At 73.1% G+C, this 17,647-nt stretch carries 17 protein-coding genes and 1 pseudogene; 7 read left to right on the forward strand and 11 right to left on the reverse strand.

The window, feature by feature from the left end; all coding sequences use genetic code 11:
* A pseudogene (locus RYN42_RS14665) lies at nucleotides 1-297 on the reverse strand (hypothetical protein); the annotation flags it as partial.
* Between the two features lie 194 nt (nucleotides 298-491).
* Between RYN42_RS14665 and RYN42_RS14670 the strand changes: the two are divergent.
* From RYN42_RS14670 to RYN42_RS14690, 5 genes are read left to right on the forward strand one after another with little or no spacing between them, the layout of a single operon-like run.
* On the forward strand, nucleotides 492-1,160 hold the full coding sequence (locus RYN42_RS14670; RefSeq protein WP_315097333.1) for a Pr6Pr family membrane protein: 669 nt from the start codon (nucleotides 492-494) through the stop codon (nucleotides 1,158-1,160).
* A 7-nt stretch (nucleotides 1,161-1,167) separates the two neighbouring features.
* Complete coding sequence (locus RYN42_RS14675; protein WP_315097334.1) at nucleotides 1,168-1,692, forward strand: YbhB/YbcL family Raf kinase inhibitor-like protein; 525 nt, start codon at nucleotides 1,168-1,170, stop codon at nucleotides 1,690-1,692.
* Nucleotides 1,689-2,255 (forward strand): YbaK/EbsC family protein, encoded by a 567-nt coding sequence (locus tag RYN42_RS14680; RefSeq protein ID WP_315097336.1) that lies wholly within the window; start codon nucleotides 1,689-1,691, stop codon nucleotides 2,253-2,255. The genes RYN42_RS14675 and RYN42_RS14680 overlap by 4 nt, the downstream gene beginning before the upstream one ends.
* 49 nt (nucleotides 2,256-2,304) lie before the next feature.
* Nucleotides 2,305-3,600: a Fic family protein gene (locus tag RYN42_RS14685; RefSeq protein ID WP_315097337.1), complete on the forward strand. Its 1,296-nt coding sequence runs from the start codon at nucleotides 2,305-2,307 to the stop codon at nucleotides 3,598-3,600.
* A 29-nt stretch (nucleotides 3,601-3,629) separates the two neighbouring features.
* Nucleotides 3,630-4,562, forward strand: a complete 933-nt coding sequence (locus RYN42_RS14690) for an acyl-CoA thioester hydrolase/BAAT C-terminal domain-containing protein (RefSeq protein WP_315097340.1) — start codon at nucleotides 3,630-3,632, stop codon at nucleotides 4,560-4,562.
* A 1-nt stretch (nucleotide 4,563) separates the two neighbouring features.
* Here the strand turns inward: RYN42_RS14690 and RYN42_RS14695 are convergent, their stop codons facing one another.
* The 9 genes from RYN42_RS14695 to RYN42_RS14735 all read right to left on the reverse strand — a co-directional run bounded on the left by RYN42_RS14695 (nucleotide 4,564) and on the right by RYN42_RS14735 (nucleotide 14,971).
* Entirely contained in the window at nucleotides 4,564-5,391 is an 828-nt protein-coding gene (locus RYN42_RS14695) for an RNA methyltransferase (RefSeq protein ID WP_315097342.1), read from the reverse strand.
* 4 nt (nucleotides 5,392-5,395) lie between these two features.
* Nucleotides 5,396-6,637 (reverse strand): endo-1,4-beta-xylanase, encoded by a 1,242-nt coding sequence (locus RYN42_RS14700; protein WP_315097344.1) that lies wholly within the window; start codon nucleotides 6,635-6,637, stop codon nucleotides 5,396-5,398.
* A gap of 28 nt (nucleotides 6,638-6,665) precedes the next feature.
* On the reverse strand, nucleotides 6,666-7,910 hold the full coding sequence (locus RYN42_RS14705) for an MFS transporter (protein WP_315097347.1): 1,245 nt from the start codon (nucleotides 7,908-7,910) through the stop codon (nucleotides 6,666-6,668).
* Between the two features lie 41 nt (nucleotides 7,911-7,951).
* Complete coding sequence (locus RYN42_RS14710) at nucleotides 7,952-9,937, reverse strand: ABC transporter ATP-binding protein (RefSeq protein WP_315097348.1); 1,986 nt, start codon at nucleotides 9,935-9,937, stop codon at nucleotides 7,952-7,954.
* Entirely contained in the window at nucleotides 9,934-11,679 is a 1,746-nt protein-coding gene (locus RYN42_RS14715) for an ABC transporter ATP-binding protein (protein WP_315097349.1), read from the reverse strand. Before RYN42_RS14715 ends, RYN42_RS14710 begins: the two co-directional genes overlap by 4 nt.
* Nucleotides 11,673-12,338 carry a helix-turn-helix domain-containing protein gene (locus tag RYN42_RS14720; protein ID WP_315097350.1) on the reverse strand — a complete coding sequence of 222 codons (666 nt, stop codon included), beginning with the start codon at nucleotides 12,336-12,338 and terminating at the stop codon, nucleotides 11,673-11,675. The genes RYN42_RS14715 and RYN42_RS14720 overlap by 7 nt, the downstream gene beginning before the upstream one ends.
* Before the next feature lie 102 nt (nucleotides 12,339-12,440).
* Nucleotides 12,441-13,604 carry an SPFH domain-containing protein gene (locus RYN42_RS14725; protein WP_315097351.1) on the reverse strand — a complete coding sequence of 388 codons (1,164 nt, stop codon included), beginning with the start codon at nucleotides 13,602-13,604 and terminating at the stop codon, nucleotides 12,441-12,443.
* Nucleotides 13,605-13,649: 45 nt separating this feature from the next.
* Nucleotides 13,650-14,084: an NfeD family protein gene (locus RYN42_RS14730; RefSeq protein ID WP_315097352.1), complete on the reverse strand. Its 435-nt coding sequence runs from the start codon at nucleotides 14,082-14,084 to the stop codon at nucleotides 13,650-13,652.
* A gap of 92 nt (nucleotides 14,085-14,176) precedes the next feature.
* A complete protein-coding gene (locus RYN42_RS14735; RefSeq protein ID WP_315097353.1) occupies nucleotides 14,177-14,971 on the reverse strand; it encodes an ABC transporter ATP-binding protein in 795 nt (264 codons plus the stop codon).
* Nucleotides 14,972-15,058: 87 nt separating this feature from the next.
* Between RYN42_RS14735 and RYN42_RS14740 the strand changes: the two genes are divergently transcribed.
* Nucleotides 15,059-15,847, forward strand: coding sequence for a hypothetical protein (locus RYN42_RS14740; protein WP_315097354.1), 789 nt, complete (start codon nucleotides 15,059-15,061; stop codon nucleotides 15,845-15,847).
* Between the two features lie 3 nt (nucleotides 15,848-15,850).
* Here RYN42_RS14740 and glgA read toward each other — a convergent pair whose 3' ends face one another.
* Entirely contained in the window at nucleotides 15,851-17,077 is a 1,227-nt protein-coding gene (glgA, locus tag RYN42_RS14745) for a glycogen synthase (RefSeq protein ID WP_315097355.1), read from the reverse strand.
* 111 nt (nucleotides 17,078-17,188) lie between these two features.
* Between glgA and RYN42_RS14750 the strand changes: the two genes are divergently transcribed.
* On the forward strand, nucleotides 17,189-17,647 hold a 459-nt coding region (locus RYN42_RS14750), incomplete at its 3' end, for a sugar phosphate nucleotidyltransferase (protein WP_315097357.1).

Genomic DNA, 17,647 nt, shown 5'->3' on the forward strand with positions numbered 1-17,647 from the left:
CGACGTCGACCCCGGGACCACCGTCGTGCCGCCGCGACGCAGCCCCTCGGGCAGGATCGGGGCCAGCGGCGGCGGGACCGCCATCGGAGGGCGTTCGGTGGTGATGATGCCGGCGGTCGGCTGCTCGGTCGGTGGGTCCGGCACCAGGGCGACCAGCGCAGGCGCGGAGGGCGCGGAGGGCTCCGCGAGTCCGCCCAGCGGCAGCACGCTGCGCGCCCCGGTGCGCTGCTCGGCGCGCGCGAGGGCAGCCCGGGCGAGCATGACCCGGTCCTCGCGCGACAGGGTGCCGACGGACATGCGACCTCCCCTCGATCGGCCGATGAGAGGGTGCTCTCGAGACCTTTGTCGAACATCTGTTCGAAGTATCTCAGTACACGCTGACACTCCCGGCACTGTCAATCCGCGGCGTGCCGACCGGGTGACGCCGCAGGTCTCGGCTAGGTTCTCGTCGCCCGGCGGCGTGGCCGGCGTGGAAGCCTGGAGGGCACAGCATGGGAGTCGTCGTCGGGACCTACCGCCTCGCACTGGCGGCGATCGGGTTCGTCGCCCAGCTCTGGGCACCGAGCACCGGGGTGACGTTCGACCTCGAGGACTACGTCTACTTCACCAACCAGTCGAACCTCCTGCTGGCCGTGGTCATGCTCTGGGGCGGGATCGCGGTCCTGACCCGACGCACCGAGCCGCCGCCCTGGCTGTTCGGCGCGGTGACCCTCTTCCTGCTCATCACCGGGCTCGTCTCGTACCTGATCCTCGACCCGGCCCCGGCCGGCGAGGAGGTGGTCGCCCTCGGGCTCACCCACGACCAGCTGGTGCACCGCCTGACGCCGCTCGCGACGTTCGTGCACTTCGTGCTCCTCGTCCCGCACCGCCGGCTGCGCATCCGCACCGCCGCCCTCTGGCTGCTCTACCCGGTGGCCTACTGCGCGTTCACCACGGTCCGTGGCGTCCTGAGCCCGGGCAGCGACTACCCGTACGGCTTCATCGACGTCGCGGAGCTCGGCTACGGCGGGCTGGTGCTCAACGTGCTCATCTACGGCGTCGGCTTCTTCGTGCTCGGACTGGCGCTCGTGGGCATCGACCGCCTGCTGCCCGCGCGGGCGATCGTCGGGCGGCGCGAGCCCGAGCCGATCCCGCGCGCGCCGCTGGTCCCCGCGGAATGATGTCGGCATGGCCGTGAACCTCACCCGTCCCGTCGCCCCCGACCCGTACTCGCTGCTCCCCCGGGTCCCCGACTTCACGCTGACCAGCGAGGACATCCGCCACGGGGAACGCCTCCCGGACGTGCACACCAACACGGACGCCGGTGGCAACGTCTCGCCGCAGCTCTCGTGGGAGGGCTTCCCGGAGGGAACGCAGTCGTTCCTGGTCAGCTGCTTCGACCCCGACGCGCCCGGCCCGTCCGGCTGGTGGCACTGGACCGTCGTGGACGTCCCCGCCGGTGTCACCTCGCTGGCCCGCGGTGCCGACCTGCCGGCCGGCGCGTTCGCGCTGCGGGGCGACGACGGCGAGGCCCGCTACGTCGGCGCGGCTCCCCCGCCCGGCGACCAGGTGCACCGGTACTTCTTCGTCGTGCACGCGCTCGACGTGCCGTCCCTCGGGTTCGCCGCTGACATGATGCCCGGCGCCGCGAACACGGCGGTCCTGTTCCACACGCTCGCGCGCGCGGTGCTCGTCGGGACCTACCAGCAGTGACGCTCGGCACGCTGACCTGGGTGCGCGCGCTCGACCGCCCCGACCTGCTCGCCGTCTCGACGCTCGCCGCGATCGAGTCCTGGAACGCCCAGGACCCGATGGTGGCGGACGCCGTGCTCGTCACGGAGATCGACCCCGACCTCGCGGACACCGCCGCGCTGACCGAGGCCTACCGGCTGCCCCCAGCTGCGTCAGCCAACTGCGTGCTCGTGGCGGGCCGGCGCGAGGGTGAGGAACGGGTGGCCGCAGCCGTCGTCCGGGCGACCACCCGCGCGGACGTGAACTCCACGGTCAAGCGGCTGCTCGACGTCCGCAAGGCGTCGTTCCTGCCCATGGACCGCGCGGTCGAGGAGTCGGGCATGGAGTACGGCGGCATCACCCCGCTCGGGCTCCCGGCCCGCTACCGGGTGCTCGTCGACGGTCGCGTCGCCGCGGACGACCCCGACGCCGGGCCGACCGTGATCATCGGCAGCGGGATACGCCGGTCGAAGCTCGCGCTGCCCGGAGCGCTCCTCGCCCGGGCGCCCGGCGTGGACGTCATCGAGGGCCTCGCGCTCGCATAAACTTTCCTCGAGTAGCATCGGAGGCAAGTTTACGAGCGGGGAGGTGGGCATGGGCGGCTACGTCACGCAGCAATGGGTGCCGCGCGCCACCGACGGCGTCCCGCGCCGGTTCACGCGCTCGGGCAGCTACCAGGCGTTCGTCCCCGACGCGCTGCTCGACCTCGACGTGCGACTCGACGCGAGCGTCACCGGGCTCCTCGACGAGGCGGAGGCGCACGCCCGCGAGGCCGCCGACCTCGCGTCGCACGCCGGACTCGGCCAGATCGGCGATCTGCTCGTCCGCTCCGAGGCCGCCGCGTCCTCCCTGATCGAGGGGTACGAGCCGACGCCGCGCGCGGTGGCCGTCGCGGACTTCGTCGCGCGTGGTCGCGAGTCCGCCGTCACCGTCGCCCGCACCCTGCACGCCGTGCGCGCGTCCGTCGAGCGCGCCCGCGATCCTCACGTCTCGCTCGTGTGGGACGTCGTGGAGCTCCAGCGGCTGATCGCACCGCGGCGCGCCGGCGTGCGCGCCGAACCGGTGTGGATCGGTGGCCGGACCCCGCTGGAGGCGCACTACAACGCCCCGCCGCACGAGCTCGTCCCGGGCCTCCTCGACGACCTCGACGCGTACCTGGCGTCGCGTCGGCACCGGCCGGTCCTCGCGGCCGCGCTCGCGCACGCCCAGCTGGAGACCATCCACCCGTTCGCCGACGGCAACGGCCGTGCGGGCCGCGTGCTCATCGGGACCGTGCTGGCCCGCTACGGCGTCGCGCCCCGGATCACCCTGCCGGTCAGCACGGCGCTGTTCCGCGACCGCGAGCGCTACTACGCCGCGCTCGACACGTTCCGCCGCGGCGACCGGGGTGCCGCGATCGTGACGGTGGTCGCCGAGGCGGTCCTCGCCGCGGCCGCCGACGCCCTCGCACTGTCGGGCCAGGTGACGCAGTGGCAGCACCGCCAGACCGAGGGGCTCGACGCCTACCTGCGGGGCAGGTCCCCGACCGGTCGGGTCCGCCGGGGGGTGGCGCACACCCTCGTCGGCGACCTCCCGACACATCCGGTGCTCGACGCCGCCTCCGTGGCCGAGCGGTACGGGATCACCGGCGTCGCCGCCCGCAACGCGCTCGACTCCCTGGCCGCGGCGGGGGTGCTCCGCCCCGACCGCAAGGCGGACCGCACCCGGACGGTCTACGTCGCCACGGAGCTGCTGGACCTCGTCGCGGAGCCGGGCACACCGGAGGCCGACGGCGTCGCGATCCCGCTCGCTCCGGTGACGCTCGAGCCGGAGACCGCGTGCGGCGCCTGGCTCCCCCGCGCCGGCCGCACGTGCCGCCTGCCCCGCGGCCACCGGGGCCAGCACCGCTGACGTCGGTGGTCCCGACTAGCGTTCCCGGCATGAGCCGGACCACCCACCGTGTCATCAGGGACCGGGACGTGTGCCGCGCGCACGGGATCGCGGGGGTGCTGTGCCGACCCGCGGCGGGCGCCGAGACGGCCGTCGTGGTGATCGGCGGGTCCGAGGGAGGGATGCACGAGCGCGACGCCGTGGCGCTCGCCGAGGAGGGCTTCGCCGCGCTCGCGCTCGCCTACTTCGGGGCGCCGGGCGTGCCGGACCAGCTGGTCGACGTGCCGCTGGAGTACTTCTCGCGCGCGCTCGACCTGCTCGAGGAGCAGGGGTTCGCCGCCGGCTCGATCGGGCTGCTGGGCGGCTCGCGCGGCGGCGAGGCGGCGCTGCTGGTGGGCAGCCGCGACGAGCGCGTGGGGTCCGTGGTCAGCGTGGTCGGCAGCGGGGTCGTCACCCAGGGCATCGACTACGCCGCCGGCCGGCTGGACCGGATCCTGCAGGCGTCCGGCCCTGCCTGGACCGTCGACGGCGACCCGCTGCCGTTCCTGCCGTACGAGCTCGCCCCCGGGCTGGCCGAGGCGATCGAGCGTCACGACCCGGTCGCGCTGCGCGACGGGTTCGCGCCGTTGCCGACCGACCCCGCCGCGCTCGACCGCGTGAGCATCCCGGTGGAGCGCATCCGCGGCGGTGTCCTGCTGGTGGCCGGCAGCCACGACGAGATGTGGGACTCATCCGCGTACCACCAGGTGGCTGCCGACCGCCTGGCCGGTCATCCGTATCCCTGGGCGAACGTCGTGCTCGACAGCGTCGGGCACATGATCGCCGGACCACCCGGCGGAGTCGCCACCAGCCAGGGTCCTGGTCCCGGCGTCACGTTCCGCTACGGCGGAGACCCGGTGCTCACCGCGCACGCGCGCCGGGAGACGTGGGCGCGGACGATGGGGTTCCTGCGCTACACGCTCCCCCGGGACGACCCGGCGTAGGTCAGGGCACCCGCGTCGCCCAGAACGCCACCGCGGCCGCTGCGGCGACGTTGAGCGAGTCCACCCCGCCCGCCATCGGGATCCGCACCACCAGGTCGGACTCCGCGACGGTCGCCGGCTTGAGCCCGTGCCCCTCGGCGCCGAGCACGAGGGCGAGACGATCGGGCGGGTCGGCGACGAGGGCGTCCAGCGTGATCGCGTCATCGGACAGGGCGAGCGCCGCGGTGACGAAGCCCGCCTCGCGCAGCACCGAGATCCCGTCCGGCCACGGGTCGATCCGGGTCCACGGTACCTGGAACACGGTCCCCATGGACACGCGGACGGACCGCCGGTACAGCGGGTCGGCGCACCGCGGCGTGACCAGCACGGCATCGACACCGAGGGCAGCCGCCGACCGGAACGCCGCCCCGACGTTCGTGTGGTCGACGATGTCCTCCAGCACGGCCACGCGCCGCGCTCCTGCGAGCAGCGTCTCGACGGACTCCAGCAGCGGCCGGTGCATCGCCGCGAGCGCCCCGCGGTGCACGTGGAACCCGGTGATCGCCTCGAGCACGGCCTCCTCGGCCACGTACACGGGGATCTCGGCGTCGTCGCCCGGCAGGCCCGCCAGCAGGCGCTCCAGGTCCGGCAGCCACCGCGGCGACAGCAGCACGGACCGCGGCCGGTGGCCGGCGGCCAGCGCGCGCCCGAGGACGGTCGAGCTCTCCGCGATGTAGAGACCCTTGGCGGGCTCCTGCCGTGAGCGCAGCGCGACGTCGGTCAGCGAGACGTAGTCGGCGAGCCGCTCGTCGGCGGGGTCGGTGACGGGCTGGACGGAGGCGACGGGCACCCGCTCATCCTTCCAGCCGGACGACGACCTCCCCGTCGCCGTCGAGCGAGAACGCCGTCCCGTCGACGGAGTAGGTGCCGAGGAACCCGCTCACCGGAACACGGCCCTCCGACGAGGTCCGGACCGTCGTCGGGGCCGACCACCACTCGTCCTTCACCAGCCGCCGCAGGGCGTCGTACGCGGGCTTGGGGGTGCCGTCCGCGCGCACGAGGCCGCCGGGCGCACCGAGCCACGCGCCCTCGTCGGTGATCCCCCAGTACGTCGCCGCCTGCACCGCGGGGTGCGACACGAGCGTCCGGTAGTGCCGCTCGATCTCGTCGGCCTGGCGCGCCTCGCCCTCGGGCGTCGACGGCCACGAGGGGACCCGGTAGTCGTTGAGGTCCTCGATGTGGGCGGGCATCAGCTCGCCCGACAGCAGGGTGGTCTCGGTGAGGTGCAGCGGGAGTCCGAAGCGCGCGAACCGGTCGAGGACCGCCAGCGTCTTCTCCTCGCCCCAGTACCCCTGGTGCATGTGGCTCTGCAGGCCGAGCGCGTCCACCTGGATCCCGGCCTCGAGCACACCCTCGATGAGGCACTCGTAGGCGGTCGACATGTCGAAGTCGTTGAGCAGCAGGGTGGCCGACGGGTTGGTCTGCCGGGCGGCGTCGAACGCCAGCCGGATGGTCGGGATGCGGCCGCGGTCCCACGCCAGGCGCGTCAGGCCGTTGGGTTCCTTGTCGAACACCGGCATGATCACGACCTCGTTGATCACGTCCCACGTGTCGATCGCCCCGGCGAAGTCCGCGACCTCGCGACGGATCCGCGCGTCCTGGGCGTCGGCGATCTCGTCCGTGGTCAGGTCCAGCAGCCACGGCGCCCCGACCGTGTGCCACGCCAGGGGGTGCCCCTTGACGACCGCCCCCCGGTCCGCGAACCAGCGGGCCGCGGTCAGCAGCCGCTCGGTGTCCGGGCGCCCGCGGACAGGCTCGAAGCCACCCCAGTAGAACGGCAGCGTGGCCGCGTTGAAGACGTCGAACCAGAGGTCGGCCAGCGCGGCCGCGGAACCGACCGACGCCCCGCCGAACGCCGGCGGCTCGGCCGCGTCTCCCTCCCCGTTGGCGAGCGCGACGAAGTCGAACCCGATGTTGCCGAACAGGAACGCGTGCCGCTCCTGCGCGACCACCACGTCGGTGTCGGCGAGCGGGCGGCCGTCGGGGCGCAGGACGGTAACGACGGCGTCGGCACGCCGGTGGCGGAGCGTAGGCATGCGGGCAAGCCTGCCACGGTCGAAAACGTTATCGATCCGCCGCCACGCCGGGCTCCAGGGGTACGGCCGGCTCGAGCCGGAGCCGCAGGCTGCGCCCCCCGAGGAACGCGGCGACCGCGCCCACGATCGCCACGACCGGCACCACGAGGAAGGCCTGGTGCGTCCCGGCGGCGTCCGACAGGGCACCCAGCGCGAACGGAGCGACGCCGATGGCCAGGCCGCCGACCAGCGTCGCCCGTGCCTGCATGGCGTCCGCCCGGCCGGGTGCGGTGGCCAGCAGGAGCGCGATGGACAGGGGGTACTGAGCGCCGTACCCGAGCCCGGCCACCACCAGGCCCACCATCGCCACCCACGGAGTCGTCGCGGACCACAGGATGGCCCAGCCACCGATCGCCACGACGAACGCGGCCGCCAGCAGGGTCGCGGGTGCCACGCGCAGCGACAGCGGCCCGACGACGAACCGGATCGCGGACATCCCGGCCACGAGCCCCGCCGTCGTCGCCGCCGCGATCCCCGGTCCCGCACCGGTCTGCTCGATGACGAGGCCGGTCGCCCAGTAGGTGGTCGCGAACTCCATCGACACCGCGGCGACGAGCGTCGCCACGAAGCACCACGCGGGCACCCGGCTCCCCGCTCGCGCGGCTCCTCGCGCCGGTGCCGGCGGGGTGACCGCGTGCGGTGGCGTCATCGCCCCGCCCACCGGGATCCGCCACACGGCGACCGCCGTGGCCAGCGCCAGCAGGGCAGTCACGGCCACCGCGGGACGCCACCCCCACCCCAGGGCCACGCACGCACCGACGGCGAGCGGACCGAGCAGGCCGACCGAGGACCCGACGCCGTTGCCCTCGGTGAGCGCGGCAGACGCCTTGCTGCCGTGCCGCACCGCCAGCCCGGCCTGCGCCGAGCTGATCGAGACGTTGCCGCCCCAGGACAGCACGGCCATCGCGGCCAGGCTCCACGGCAGGCTCGGTGCGGCCACGATCGCGGCCGCGCCGACCACGACCGCGACGCTGGCGACGACGATCGCACCGCGTCGGCCCTGCGCCCGCACGAGCATCGGGGTGACGAACGACGCGACGATCGCGCCCACCGCCATCGCAGTCCCGTGCAGCCCCGCCTGGGCGGCGGAGATGCCGAGCTCGTCCGCGAGCAGGGGCACGCTCGGGTTGAAGCTGTAGAGCAGCCAGCCCCACACGACGAACGGCCCGTAGAACGCGAGGGTCATGCGGTCGCGGTGCAACCCGGTGCGTTCGGGGGCGAGCGGAGGCGGCATGCGGCGAGCGTACGTGCCTGCTCAGGGCGTCGAGCGGGACGTCAGTCCACCGGCGCCACCGCGGCGGCGAACTGGCTCTGGTACAGCCGCGCGTACGCGCCACCGGCCGCGAGCAGCTCGTCGTGCGACCCCTGCTCGACGATCGCACCGTCCTCCATCACGAGGATCGTGTCGGCGTCGCGGATGGTGGACAGCCGGTGCGCGATGACGAACGACGTCCGGCCGTGCCGCAGCGCGTTCATGGCGTGCTGCACCAGCACCTCGGTGCGGGTGTCCACCGACGACGTCGCCTCGTCGAGGATGAGGATCGCGGGGTCGGCCAGGAACGCGCGCGCGATCGTGAGCAGCTGCTTCTCGCCGGCCGACACGTTGGCGCCCTCGTCGTCCACCACCGTGTCGTAGCCGTCGGGCAGCGTCCGCACGAACCGGTCGACGTACGTGGCCTCTGCCGCGGCGACGACCTCCTCCCGCGTCGCGGTGTCCGAGCCGTACGCGATGTTCTCCGCCAGGGTCCCGCCGAACAGCCAGGTGTCCTGCAGGACCATGCCCATCTGCGAGCGCAGCGCGTCGCGGGTGAGCTGCCGGGTGTCGACGCCGTCCAGCGTGATCCGGCCGCCGTCCACCTCGTAGAACCGCATGAGCAGGTTCACCAGCGTGGTCTTGCCGGCACCGGTCGGACCGACGATCGCGATGGTCTGCCCCGGCTCCGCGACCAGCGACAGGTCCTGGATCAGCGGCTTGTCGGGCGAGTAGCGGAACGCCACGTGCTCGAAGGCCACCCGTCCGCGGGTGGGCACCACGGGCGGCGTCGGCTCCGCGGGGTCGGGTGACTGCTCGGGTGCGTCCAGCAGCTCGAACACGCGCTCCACCGAGGCGATCCCGGACTGCAGCAGGTTGGCCATCGACGCGATCTGCGTGATGGGCTGCGTGAACTGGCGGCTGTACTGGATGAACGCCTGTACGTCACCCAGCGTCATGGTCCCCGACGCCACCCGGAGCCCGCCGACGACCGCGACGATCACGTAGTTGAGGTTGGAGACGAACCCGAGCGCCGGCTGGATGATGCCCGAGATGAACTGCGCCCGGAAGCTCGACTCGTAGAGCTTCTCGTTGCGCTCGGCGAACACCTCCGCCGCCTCGGCCTGGCGGCCGAACACCGTCACCAGCGAGTGGCCGGTGAACATCTCCTCGATGTGGGCGTTGAGCTTGCCGGTCCAGGCCCACTGCTCCATGAACTGCGGGCGGGACCTCTTGGCGATGGTGCCCGCGATCACCACCGACAGCGGCACGGTGACCAGCGCGATCACGGCGAGCAGCGGCGAGATGAGGAACATCATCACCAGCACGCCGACCACGGTGAGCACCGAGGTGATGAGGGCCGAGAGCGTCTGCTGCAGGGTCTGCGCGACGTTGTCGATGTCGTTGGTCACCCGGCTCAGCAGCTCCCCGCGGGGCTGGCTGTCGACGTACCGCAGCGGCAGCCGCGACAGCTTGGACTCCACCCGGCGCCGCATGCCGTGCACGACGCGCTGCACGACGACCGCCGTGAGCCGCCCCTGCAGCCAGCCGAACAGGAACGAGCCGACGTAGATCGCCAGCACGACCAGGAGCAGCGACCACAACCGGTCGAAGTCGATGCCCACGCCGGGCACCGCCCCGCTGCCGGCCACCACGTCGGCGAACGTGTCCTGGCCGCCGGCCCGCAGTGCCGAGACGGCCTGGTCGGTCGTGGTGCCGGCCGGGAACGACGAGCCCAGCTGGGCGCCGATCACGCCGTCGAAGATGATGTTCGTCGCGTCGCCCAGGAGCCTCGGCCCGATGACCGCGAGCAGGACGGAGGCGACGGCGAGCACGACGATCAGCGACATCGGCCCGCGCTCGCCGCGCATCTCCCGCAGGAACCGGCCCGCCGAGCCGCGGAAGTTCATCGACTTCTCGCCCGGCATGCCCAGGCCCATCATCGGACCGCCACCACCCGGGCCGCGCCGCACCGGCGGGATGCGCTGCGGCGCCTGCTGCGTGCTCATGCCGCCTCCTCGACGCTGACCTGCGAGTACACGATCTCCCGGTACGTCTCGGAGGACTCCAGCAGCTCGGCGTGCGTCCCGACGCCGACCACCAGACCGTCTTCCATGACCACGATGCTGTCCGCCTGCCGGATCGTGGCCACGCGCTGCGCCACGATCAGCACGGTGGCCTCCCGCGTCTCGGGGACCAGGGCAGCGCGCAGCCGCGCGTCGGTGGCGTAGTCGAGCGCCGAGAACGAGTCGTCGAACAGGTAGACGCTCGGCCGGCGCACGAGCGCGCGCGCGATGGCCAGCCGCTGCCGCTGCCCGCCCGACACGTTGGTGCCGCCCTGCTCGATCGGGGCGCCGAGCCCGCCGTCGAGCGCCTCGACGAAGTCGCGCGCCTGCGCCACCTCGAGCGCGTGCCACAGCTCCTCGTCGGACGCCCCCGGCTTGCCGTACTCGAGGTTGCTGCGCACCGTCCCGGCGAACAGGAACGGCTTCTGCGGGACGAGCCCGATCTGGCCCCACAGCTGTTCGGGGTCCAGCGCCCGCACGTCGGTGCCGTCGATGAGCACCTGGCCGCCGGTCACGTCGAACAGCCGCGGCACGAGGTTGACCAGGGTCGTCTTCCCGGCGCCGGTGGAGCCGATGATGGCGGTGGTCCTCCCCGGCTCGGCCACCAGGTCCACCCCGTGCAGCACCGCGCGCTCGGCCCCCGGGTAGCGGAACTCGACGCCGCGCAGCTCGAGCAGCCCCGGTCGGGACTCCGGGCCCGTCCGCAGCTGCGCCGGCTGCTCGGGCGGGACCACCGAGGTGCGGGTGGTCAGCACCTCCCCGATCCGCTCGGAGGACACGACGGCCCGCGGCACCATCACGAACATCATCGTCGACATCATCACGGCCATGAGGATGTAGGCGATGTAGGACAGGAACGCCGTGAGCTGCCCGATCATCAGGTGCCCGGCGTCGATGCGGTCGGCGCCGAACCACAGGACGGCGACCGTCGTGGCGTTGAGCACCAGCATGACCGCCGGGAACATCAGCGCCATGAGCTTGCCCACGCGCAGCGAGGTGTCGTAGAGGTCGGTGTTGGCGCCGTCGAACCGCTCCGCCTCCCGGCGCTCCCGGACGAACGCCCGGACCACCCGGACGCCCGCGATCTGCTCGCGCAGCACCCGGTTGATGGCGTCGATCCGCTTCTGCATGGTCCGGAAGTACGGGATCATCCGCGTGACGATCAGGGCGATGACCACGCCGAGCACGGGCACCGAGACCAGGAGCACCGCCGACAGGCCGACGTCCTCGCGCATGGCCATCACGACCCCGCCGACCAGCATGATCGGCGCCATGATCATCAGGGTGAACGTCAGCAGGACGACCATCTGCACCTGCTGCACATCGTTCGTCGTGCGCGTGATCAGCGTCGGCGCACCGAACGTGGCCACCTCCTGGGCGGAGAACGTCTGCACGTGCCCGAACAGCCGCCGCCGGACGTCGCGGCCGAACGCCATGGCGGTCCGGGCGCCGAAGTAGACGGCGACCACCGCGGCCAGCACCTGCACCAGGCTGACCGCGAGCATGACGGCCCCGAGCCGCATGATCTCCGCGGTGTCGCCCTGGGCCACGCCGTCGTCGATGATCCGCGCGTTGAGGCTGGGCAGGTAGAGGGTGGCGATCGTCTGCACCAGCTGCAGCACCACCACGGCCACGACCGCGCTCCGGTAGGGGCGCAGGTGCTCCTTGAGCAGGGCGATCAGCATCGCGGGCTCCCCTCGGCCAGGACGCCGTGCAGGACCAGGTCAACCAGCCGCTCGGGGCTCGGGGCCGGCACCTCGAGCCCGCGCCGCAGGGCGTCCACGGTCCGCATCGACGAGCCCATCAGCACCGTGGTGAGGAGCTCGATCACCTCGTCGACCGGCAACCGCAGCACCTCGGCGTCGGGCTCCAACAGCCACGCCAGCGTCGCGTTCACCGCCGTCGTGCCTGCCTCCTGCCGCTGCCCCCACATGCGCATGGCCGCACGGTGCTCGCTCGGGGACCGCCCGGGCTCGAGGCGGCTGATCTCGTGCAGCAGCGCCATCCACCGCATGGACTCGCCGACCCGCCCCAGCCCCTGGGCCAGGATGGCCACCAAGCGGTCGCGCAGCGGCAGCGTCCGGTCGATCGCCGCGAGCTCGGGCACCGATGCGGCGGGATCGACCGCTGCGAGGACGGCCTCGCGCACGAGCGTGGCCTTGTCGGTAAAGACCCGGAACAGCGTGCCCTCGGCGACGCCGGCGGCCTCGGCGAGCTCGCGAGAGGTGACGGCGGCGCCCCGCTGCAGGAGCAGCGGCCGCACGGCGAGCAGGATGGCGGCCCGGCGCTCGTCGGGTGGCAGCGGCGTCGCGCGGCCCGTCGTCGGCTGGAGAGTGGTGTCCACGACGCCGACCGTAAGTGAGTGAGCACTCACTCCGACACTGTGTTCGCTGTGGGCGAACACGCAGAGGGCCGGACCCCTACGAGAGGGTCCGGCCCCGGTGCGTCAGACGGTCGGTGCGTCCTCCGGCGGCGGCTCCGGAGCCCGCGGGGGCACGGCCCCGGCGCCCGGGCGCTGTCCCAGCTCGACCGACGGGTCGAACGGGACACCGCTCAGGGTGCCCGAGCTGGTGGCGTCCGCGGTGGCCGCCGCCGACTCGCGCCGGGCCTCAGCGAGCGCCTGGGCCGGGTCCGTGAGCGTGGCCGGCGGCAGGTCGTCACCCAGGGGCGAGGTCCCGGCGGGACGGCCCGAGTCGCTCGCTCCCCCGTCGCTGCCGGTGAACGCTCCCCCGAAGCCCTTGGCGAACGTGCCCAGCGCGCTGGTCAGCTCGGACGGCAGGAACCACATCTTGTTGGCGGGCGTCGCCGCGATCTTCGGCAGCATCTGCAGGTACTGGTAGGCCAGGAGCTTCGGGTCGGCGTCGCCACGGTGCACGGCGTCGAACACCTGCAGGATGGCCCGCGCCTCGCCCTCGGCCGTGAGGATCGCCGCCTGGGCGCCACCCTCGGCCCGTAGGATCGCGGCCTGCTTCTCGCCCTCGGCCGTGAGGATCTGCGAGGTCTTGAACCCCTCCGCCGTGAGGATGGTGGCGCGACGGTCGCGCTCGGCACGCATCTGCTGCTCCATCGAGCCCTTGATGGAGTCCGGCGGGTCGATCGACTTGAGCTCGACCCGGTTCACGCGCACGCCCCAGCGCCCGGTCGCCTCGTCGAGGACGCCACGCAACTGGCCGTTGATCTGGTCGCGGCTGGTCAGCGTCTGCTCGAGGTCCATGGACCCGACGACGTTGCGCAGCGTGGTGACGGTCAGCTGCTCGATGCCCTGGATGTAGTTGGCGATCTCGTAGACCGCCGACTTCGGCTCGGTCACCTGGAAGTAGATGACCGTGTCGATGCTCACCACGAGGTTGTCGGACGTGATCACCGGTTGCGGCGGGAACGACACCACCTGCTCGCGCAGGTCGACCCCCGCGCGCACGCGGTCGACGAAGGGGATGAGCAGGTGCAGGCCGGCGTCCAGCGTGCGGGAGTAGCGCCCGAGCCGTTCGACGATGATCGCGATGGCCTGCGGGACGATCTTGACCGCCCGCACCAGTGCGATGACGACGAACAACAGCACCAGGCCCAGCACGATGTAGAGGGCGATCTGCCCACCACTCGGGTCGTCCATGGATCCTCCTGGGGTCGTCCGCGGACGAGGTGCCCGCGGGAAGTCTCAGATGCCGGTGGCCTGCTCGACGACGGCCGTGGCACCGTCGATGCGGGACACCCGCACCTCCGTGCCCGGCGGGATCGCTTGGCCGGCCTCGGCGCGCGCGCTCCACACCTCGCCGTTCAGCTTCACGCGTCCACCCTCGACGGTGACGGTCGAGACGACCACCGCGCCGCGCCCGACGAGCGCCGCGGCGTTGGTCTCCACGAGCGGCATCCGCGCCTTGAGGTGGCGCAGCAGCCAGGGACGCAGCGTGGCCAGCAGCAGGACCGCGGTGAGGGCGGCGACGACGAACTGCACAGGCACCGGGGCGCCGATCCAGTAGGCGATCGCGCCGGCGAGCGCTCCCCCGGCGAACATCGCCAGCACGAGGTCGAGCGAGAGCATCTCGAGGATGCCCAGCGCGAGTGCTCCGCCGATCCACCACAGCCAACCCATCGGGGCCACTCCCTGCGTCGTGCACGTTCCGACGGCGGAACCTGCTGTGAACCGATACTAGACGGTTTCTTTGCGAAGCTGTGGGGAAACGCTCAGCCCTCGGAGGAACCGCCGCGCGCCGACCAGCGGCCGCCGGCCTGCTCGACCACCAGGGGCAGCCCGAACGCCCCGGACAGGTTCTGTGCGGTCAGCATGTCCTCGATCGTGCCGGCCGCGAAGGCCTTGCCCGCACGCAGCAGCAGCAGGTGCGTGAAGCCGGGCGGGATCTCCTCGACGTGGTGCGTGACCAGCACGAGTACCGGTGACCTGCGGTCCCCCGCCAGCTCGGCCAGCGCCGCGACGAGCTCCTCGCGGCCGCCCAGGTCGAGCCCCGCTGCCGGCTCGTCCAGCAGCAGCAGCTCGGGGTCGGTCATCAGCGAGCGCGCGATCTGCACGCGCTTGCGCTCCCCCTCGCTGAGGGTGCCGAAGTAGCGGTCGGTGAGGTGCGCGACGCCGAACGCGGCCAGCAGGTCGGCCGCGCGGGACTCGTCGAGCGACTCGTACGACTCCCGCCACCGCCCCGTCACGCCGTACGCGGCGGTGAGCACGACGTCCCGGACGCGCTCGCCGGCGGGGATGCGGTCGGCCAGCGAGGCGCTGGACAGGCCGATCCGCGGTCGCAGCTCGAACACGTCCACACGGCCCAGTCGTGAGCCCAGCAGGTCCGCGGTGCCGCCCGTGGGGTGCATCCGCCCGGAGGCCACCTGCAGCAGGGTCGTCTTGCCGGCACCGTTGCCGCCGAGCACCACCCATCGCTCACCCTCGCGGACCGTCCACGTCACCTCGTCGAGGATCGTCGTCGTCCCCCGTCGGATCGTCACGGCCTGCAGGTCGAGCACGTCGGTCATGGGCATGACCCTAACCGCCGAGCCGCACGTGGGCGGCCCGCGCCGAGCCGGTCGCTGCTCTGCCCTGTCGCGTCTTACCGTGGTCCGGTGGACCTGACCCTCGAGCTCCCCCGCTCGGTCCTGCTCGCCCTGTGGCTGGCGGACGGCAGCGCCGACCGGCCGGCGCTGGTCGGCGCCGTGCAGTCGGACGACGAGCCGCACTCGGTGCAGCGCCGGCCGGCCGCGGACGAGCCGTCGCGCGACGACGTCGGCGACGAGCCGCTGAGCGCGCTGCTCGACGCGTGCGACGGTTCCCCCCGTGACGTCGCCGCGGTGCTGCCCGTTCCCGGCGACCCCGGAGCGACGCCGGCCTCGGTGAGCTCGGCGGCGACCGAGGCCGGTGAGGCGGTGCTGATCAGGACGCCTGCGGAGTGCCTCGTCGCGGTCCCCGTGGTGCAGCGCTTCGGGACCGCCCTCGAGCCGGGGCACCTGGTCACCTGGGAGGTCTCCGACGTGCCCGACTGGCGGCACGCGGTCCATGCCCGGACGGGGTCGCTGCAGGACGCTGAGCGTGAGCTGCGCGAGGGGCTGCTGCAGGCCACCGAGGCGCTCGTCCGGCTCGACATCGCCCGGTGGCGTCCGGACGCCGCGGAGGCCGTCGCCGCCCTGCGCGACCTCGAGCTGCCCGCATGGCGGCTGCCCGACTCGCTCGAGGGGCGGCGGGTGCGGGTGCTGGCCAGCGCCGCCCGGCTGCGCGCGATCGTGGCCCTGGCCACCCAGGACGACGGTGCCGCCGTGAACCTGTGGCAGGCCGACCAGCGGTCCACCGCGCTGCGGGAGGTCGACCGGATGGCGCGCCGGGCGATGGCCGCAGCCGCGACGCGCCTGCTGCCGTAGCCGTCAGGCCAGAGCGGTCCGGTAGACCTCCAGCGTCCGGTCGGCGATCGCCTCCCACGCGAAGTGGTCCTCGACCCGCCGCCGCGACGCCAGCCCCCACTCGGCGGTCCGGGTGGGGTTGCCGACGACGTCGGTGAGCGCCTCCGCCAGGTCGTGGACGAACCGGTCGGGGTCGACCGGCGTGCCGGTGCCGTCCTGCAGCTGGTCGATCGGCACCAGCCGCCCGGTGACGCCGTCGTCGATGACCTCCGGGATGCCGCCGGTGGCGGTGCCGACCACCGGCAGACCCACCGCCATGGCCTCGAGGTTGACGATGCCCAGCGGCTCGTACACGGACGGGCACGCGAACACCGTCCCGTGCATGAGCACGGCGATGAGCTCGTCGCGGGGCAGCATCTGCTCGATCCAGACCACGCCCGACCGCTTGGTGCGCAGCTGCTCCACGAGGCCGGTGACCTCCGCCATGATCTGCGGCGTGTCCGGCGCTCCCGCGCAGAGCACCACCTGGACCTCGGGCGGCAGGAGCTCGGCCGCGCGCAGGAAGTAGGGCAGGCCCTTCTGCCGGGTGATGCGCCCGACGAAGACCACGCTCGGCCGGGAGGTGTCGATCCCCAGCGCGGCCACCGTCTGCGCCGCCCGGGCCACCGCCTCGTCGCCCGTGGGTCGCTGCCACTGGTCGAGGTCGATGCCGTTGTGCACCACCTTCACCAGCGCCGGGTCCACCTTCGGGTACGCCCGCAGGATGTCCTCGCGCATCCCCCCGCTCACCGCGATCACGGCCGCCGCACCCTCGTACGCGGTCTTCTCCGCCCAGCTGGACAGCGCGTAGCCGCCGCCGAGCTGCTCGGCCTTCCACGGGCGCAGCGGCTCGAGGCTGTGCGCACTGACCACGTGCGGCAGCCCGTGCAGCAGGCCCGCGAGGTGGCCGCCGAGGTTGGCGTACCAGGTGTGCGAGTGCACCAGGTCGGACGCGACGCCGTCGTCGCCCACCCGGCCCACGGCGTCGGCCATCTCGAGGTCGATCCCGAACGTCTGCAGGGCGGCGTTCGCCGTGCCCAGCTCGGTGGGCACCGTGTACCCGGTGACGCCCGGGGCGTCCCGCGGTCCGTCGAAGCAGTGGACGCGCACGTCGATCGTGCGCGCGAGCACGCGGGTCAGCCCCGCGACGTGGACCCCGGCCCCGCCGTAGACGTGCGGCGGGTACTCCCGGGTCAGCAGGTCGACTCGCACGAGCACCATCCCCCTCGCCACCGGCGCACACGACCGGCTCCGCCCGACACGCTAGCGCGTGAGCGGCGTCACGCCTCGCTCGGACCGCGCCGGGGGCCTAGGGTCGTAGCCATGGCAGCGCCGCGCGTCCTCGCTATCGTCCTCGCAGGTGGGGAGGGCAAACGACTGATGCCCCTCACCGCTCATCGCGCCAAACCGGCGGTGCCCTTCGGCGGCCTGTACCGGCTCATCGACTTCGCCCTGTCGAACGTCATCAACTCGCGGTACCTGCACGTCATCGTGCTGACCCAGTACAAGTCCCACAGCCTGGACCGGCACGTGTCCAAGACGTGGCGGATGTCCTCGCTGCTGGGCAACTACGTGGCGGCCGTCCCGGCGCAGCAGCGCGTCGGCAAGCACTGGTACCTGGGCAGCGCCGACGCCATCTACCAGTGCCTCAACATCATCGAGGACGAGCGTCCGGACATCGTCGTGGGGGGGGGGGGCCCCCCCCCCCAACCACAACGAAAAGAACACAAGGTGGGACGCCCCCAACAAAAACCGGCGGGCGGGGAGCGCCGCCCCACACCC

Origin of the sequence: uncultured Cellulomonas sp. (assembly GCF_963527515.1) — a bacterium.
Lineage (GTDB): Bacteria > Actinomycetota > Actinomycetes > Actinomycetales > Cellulomonadaceae > Cellulomonas.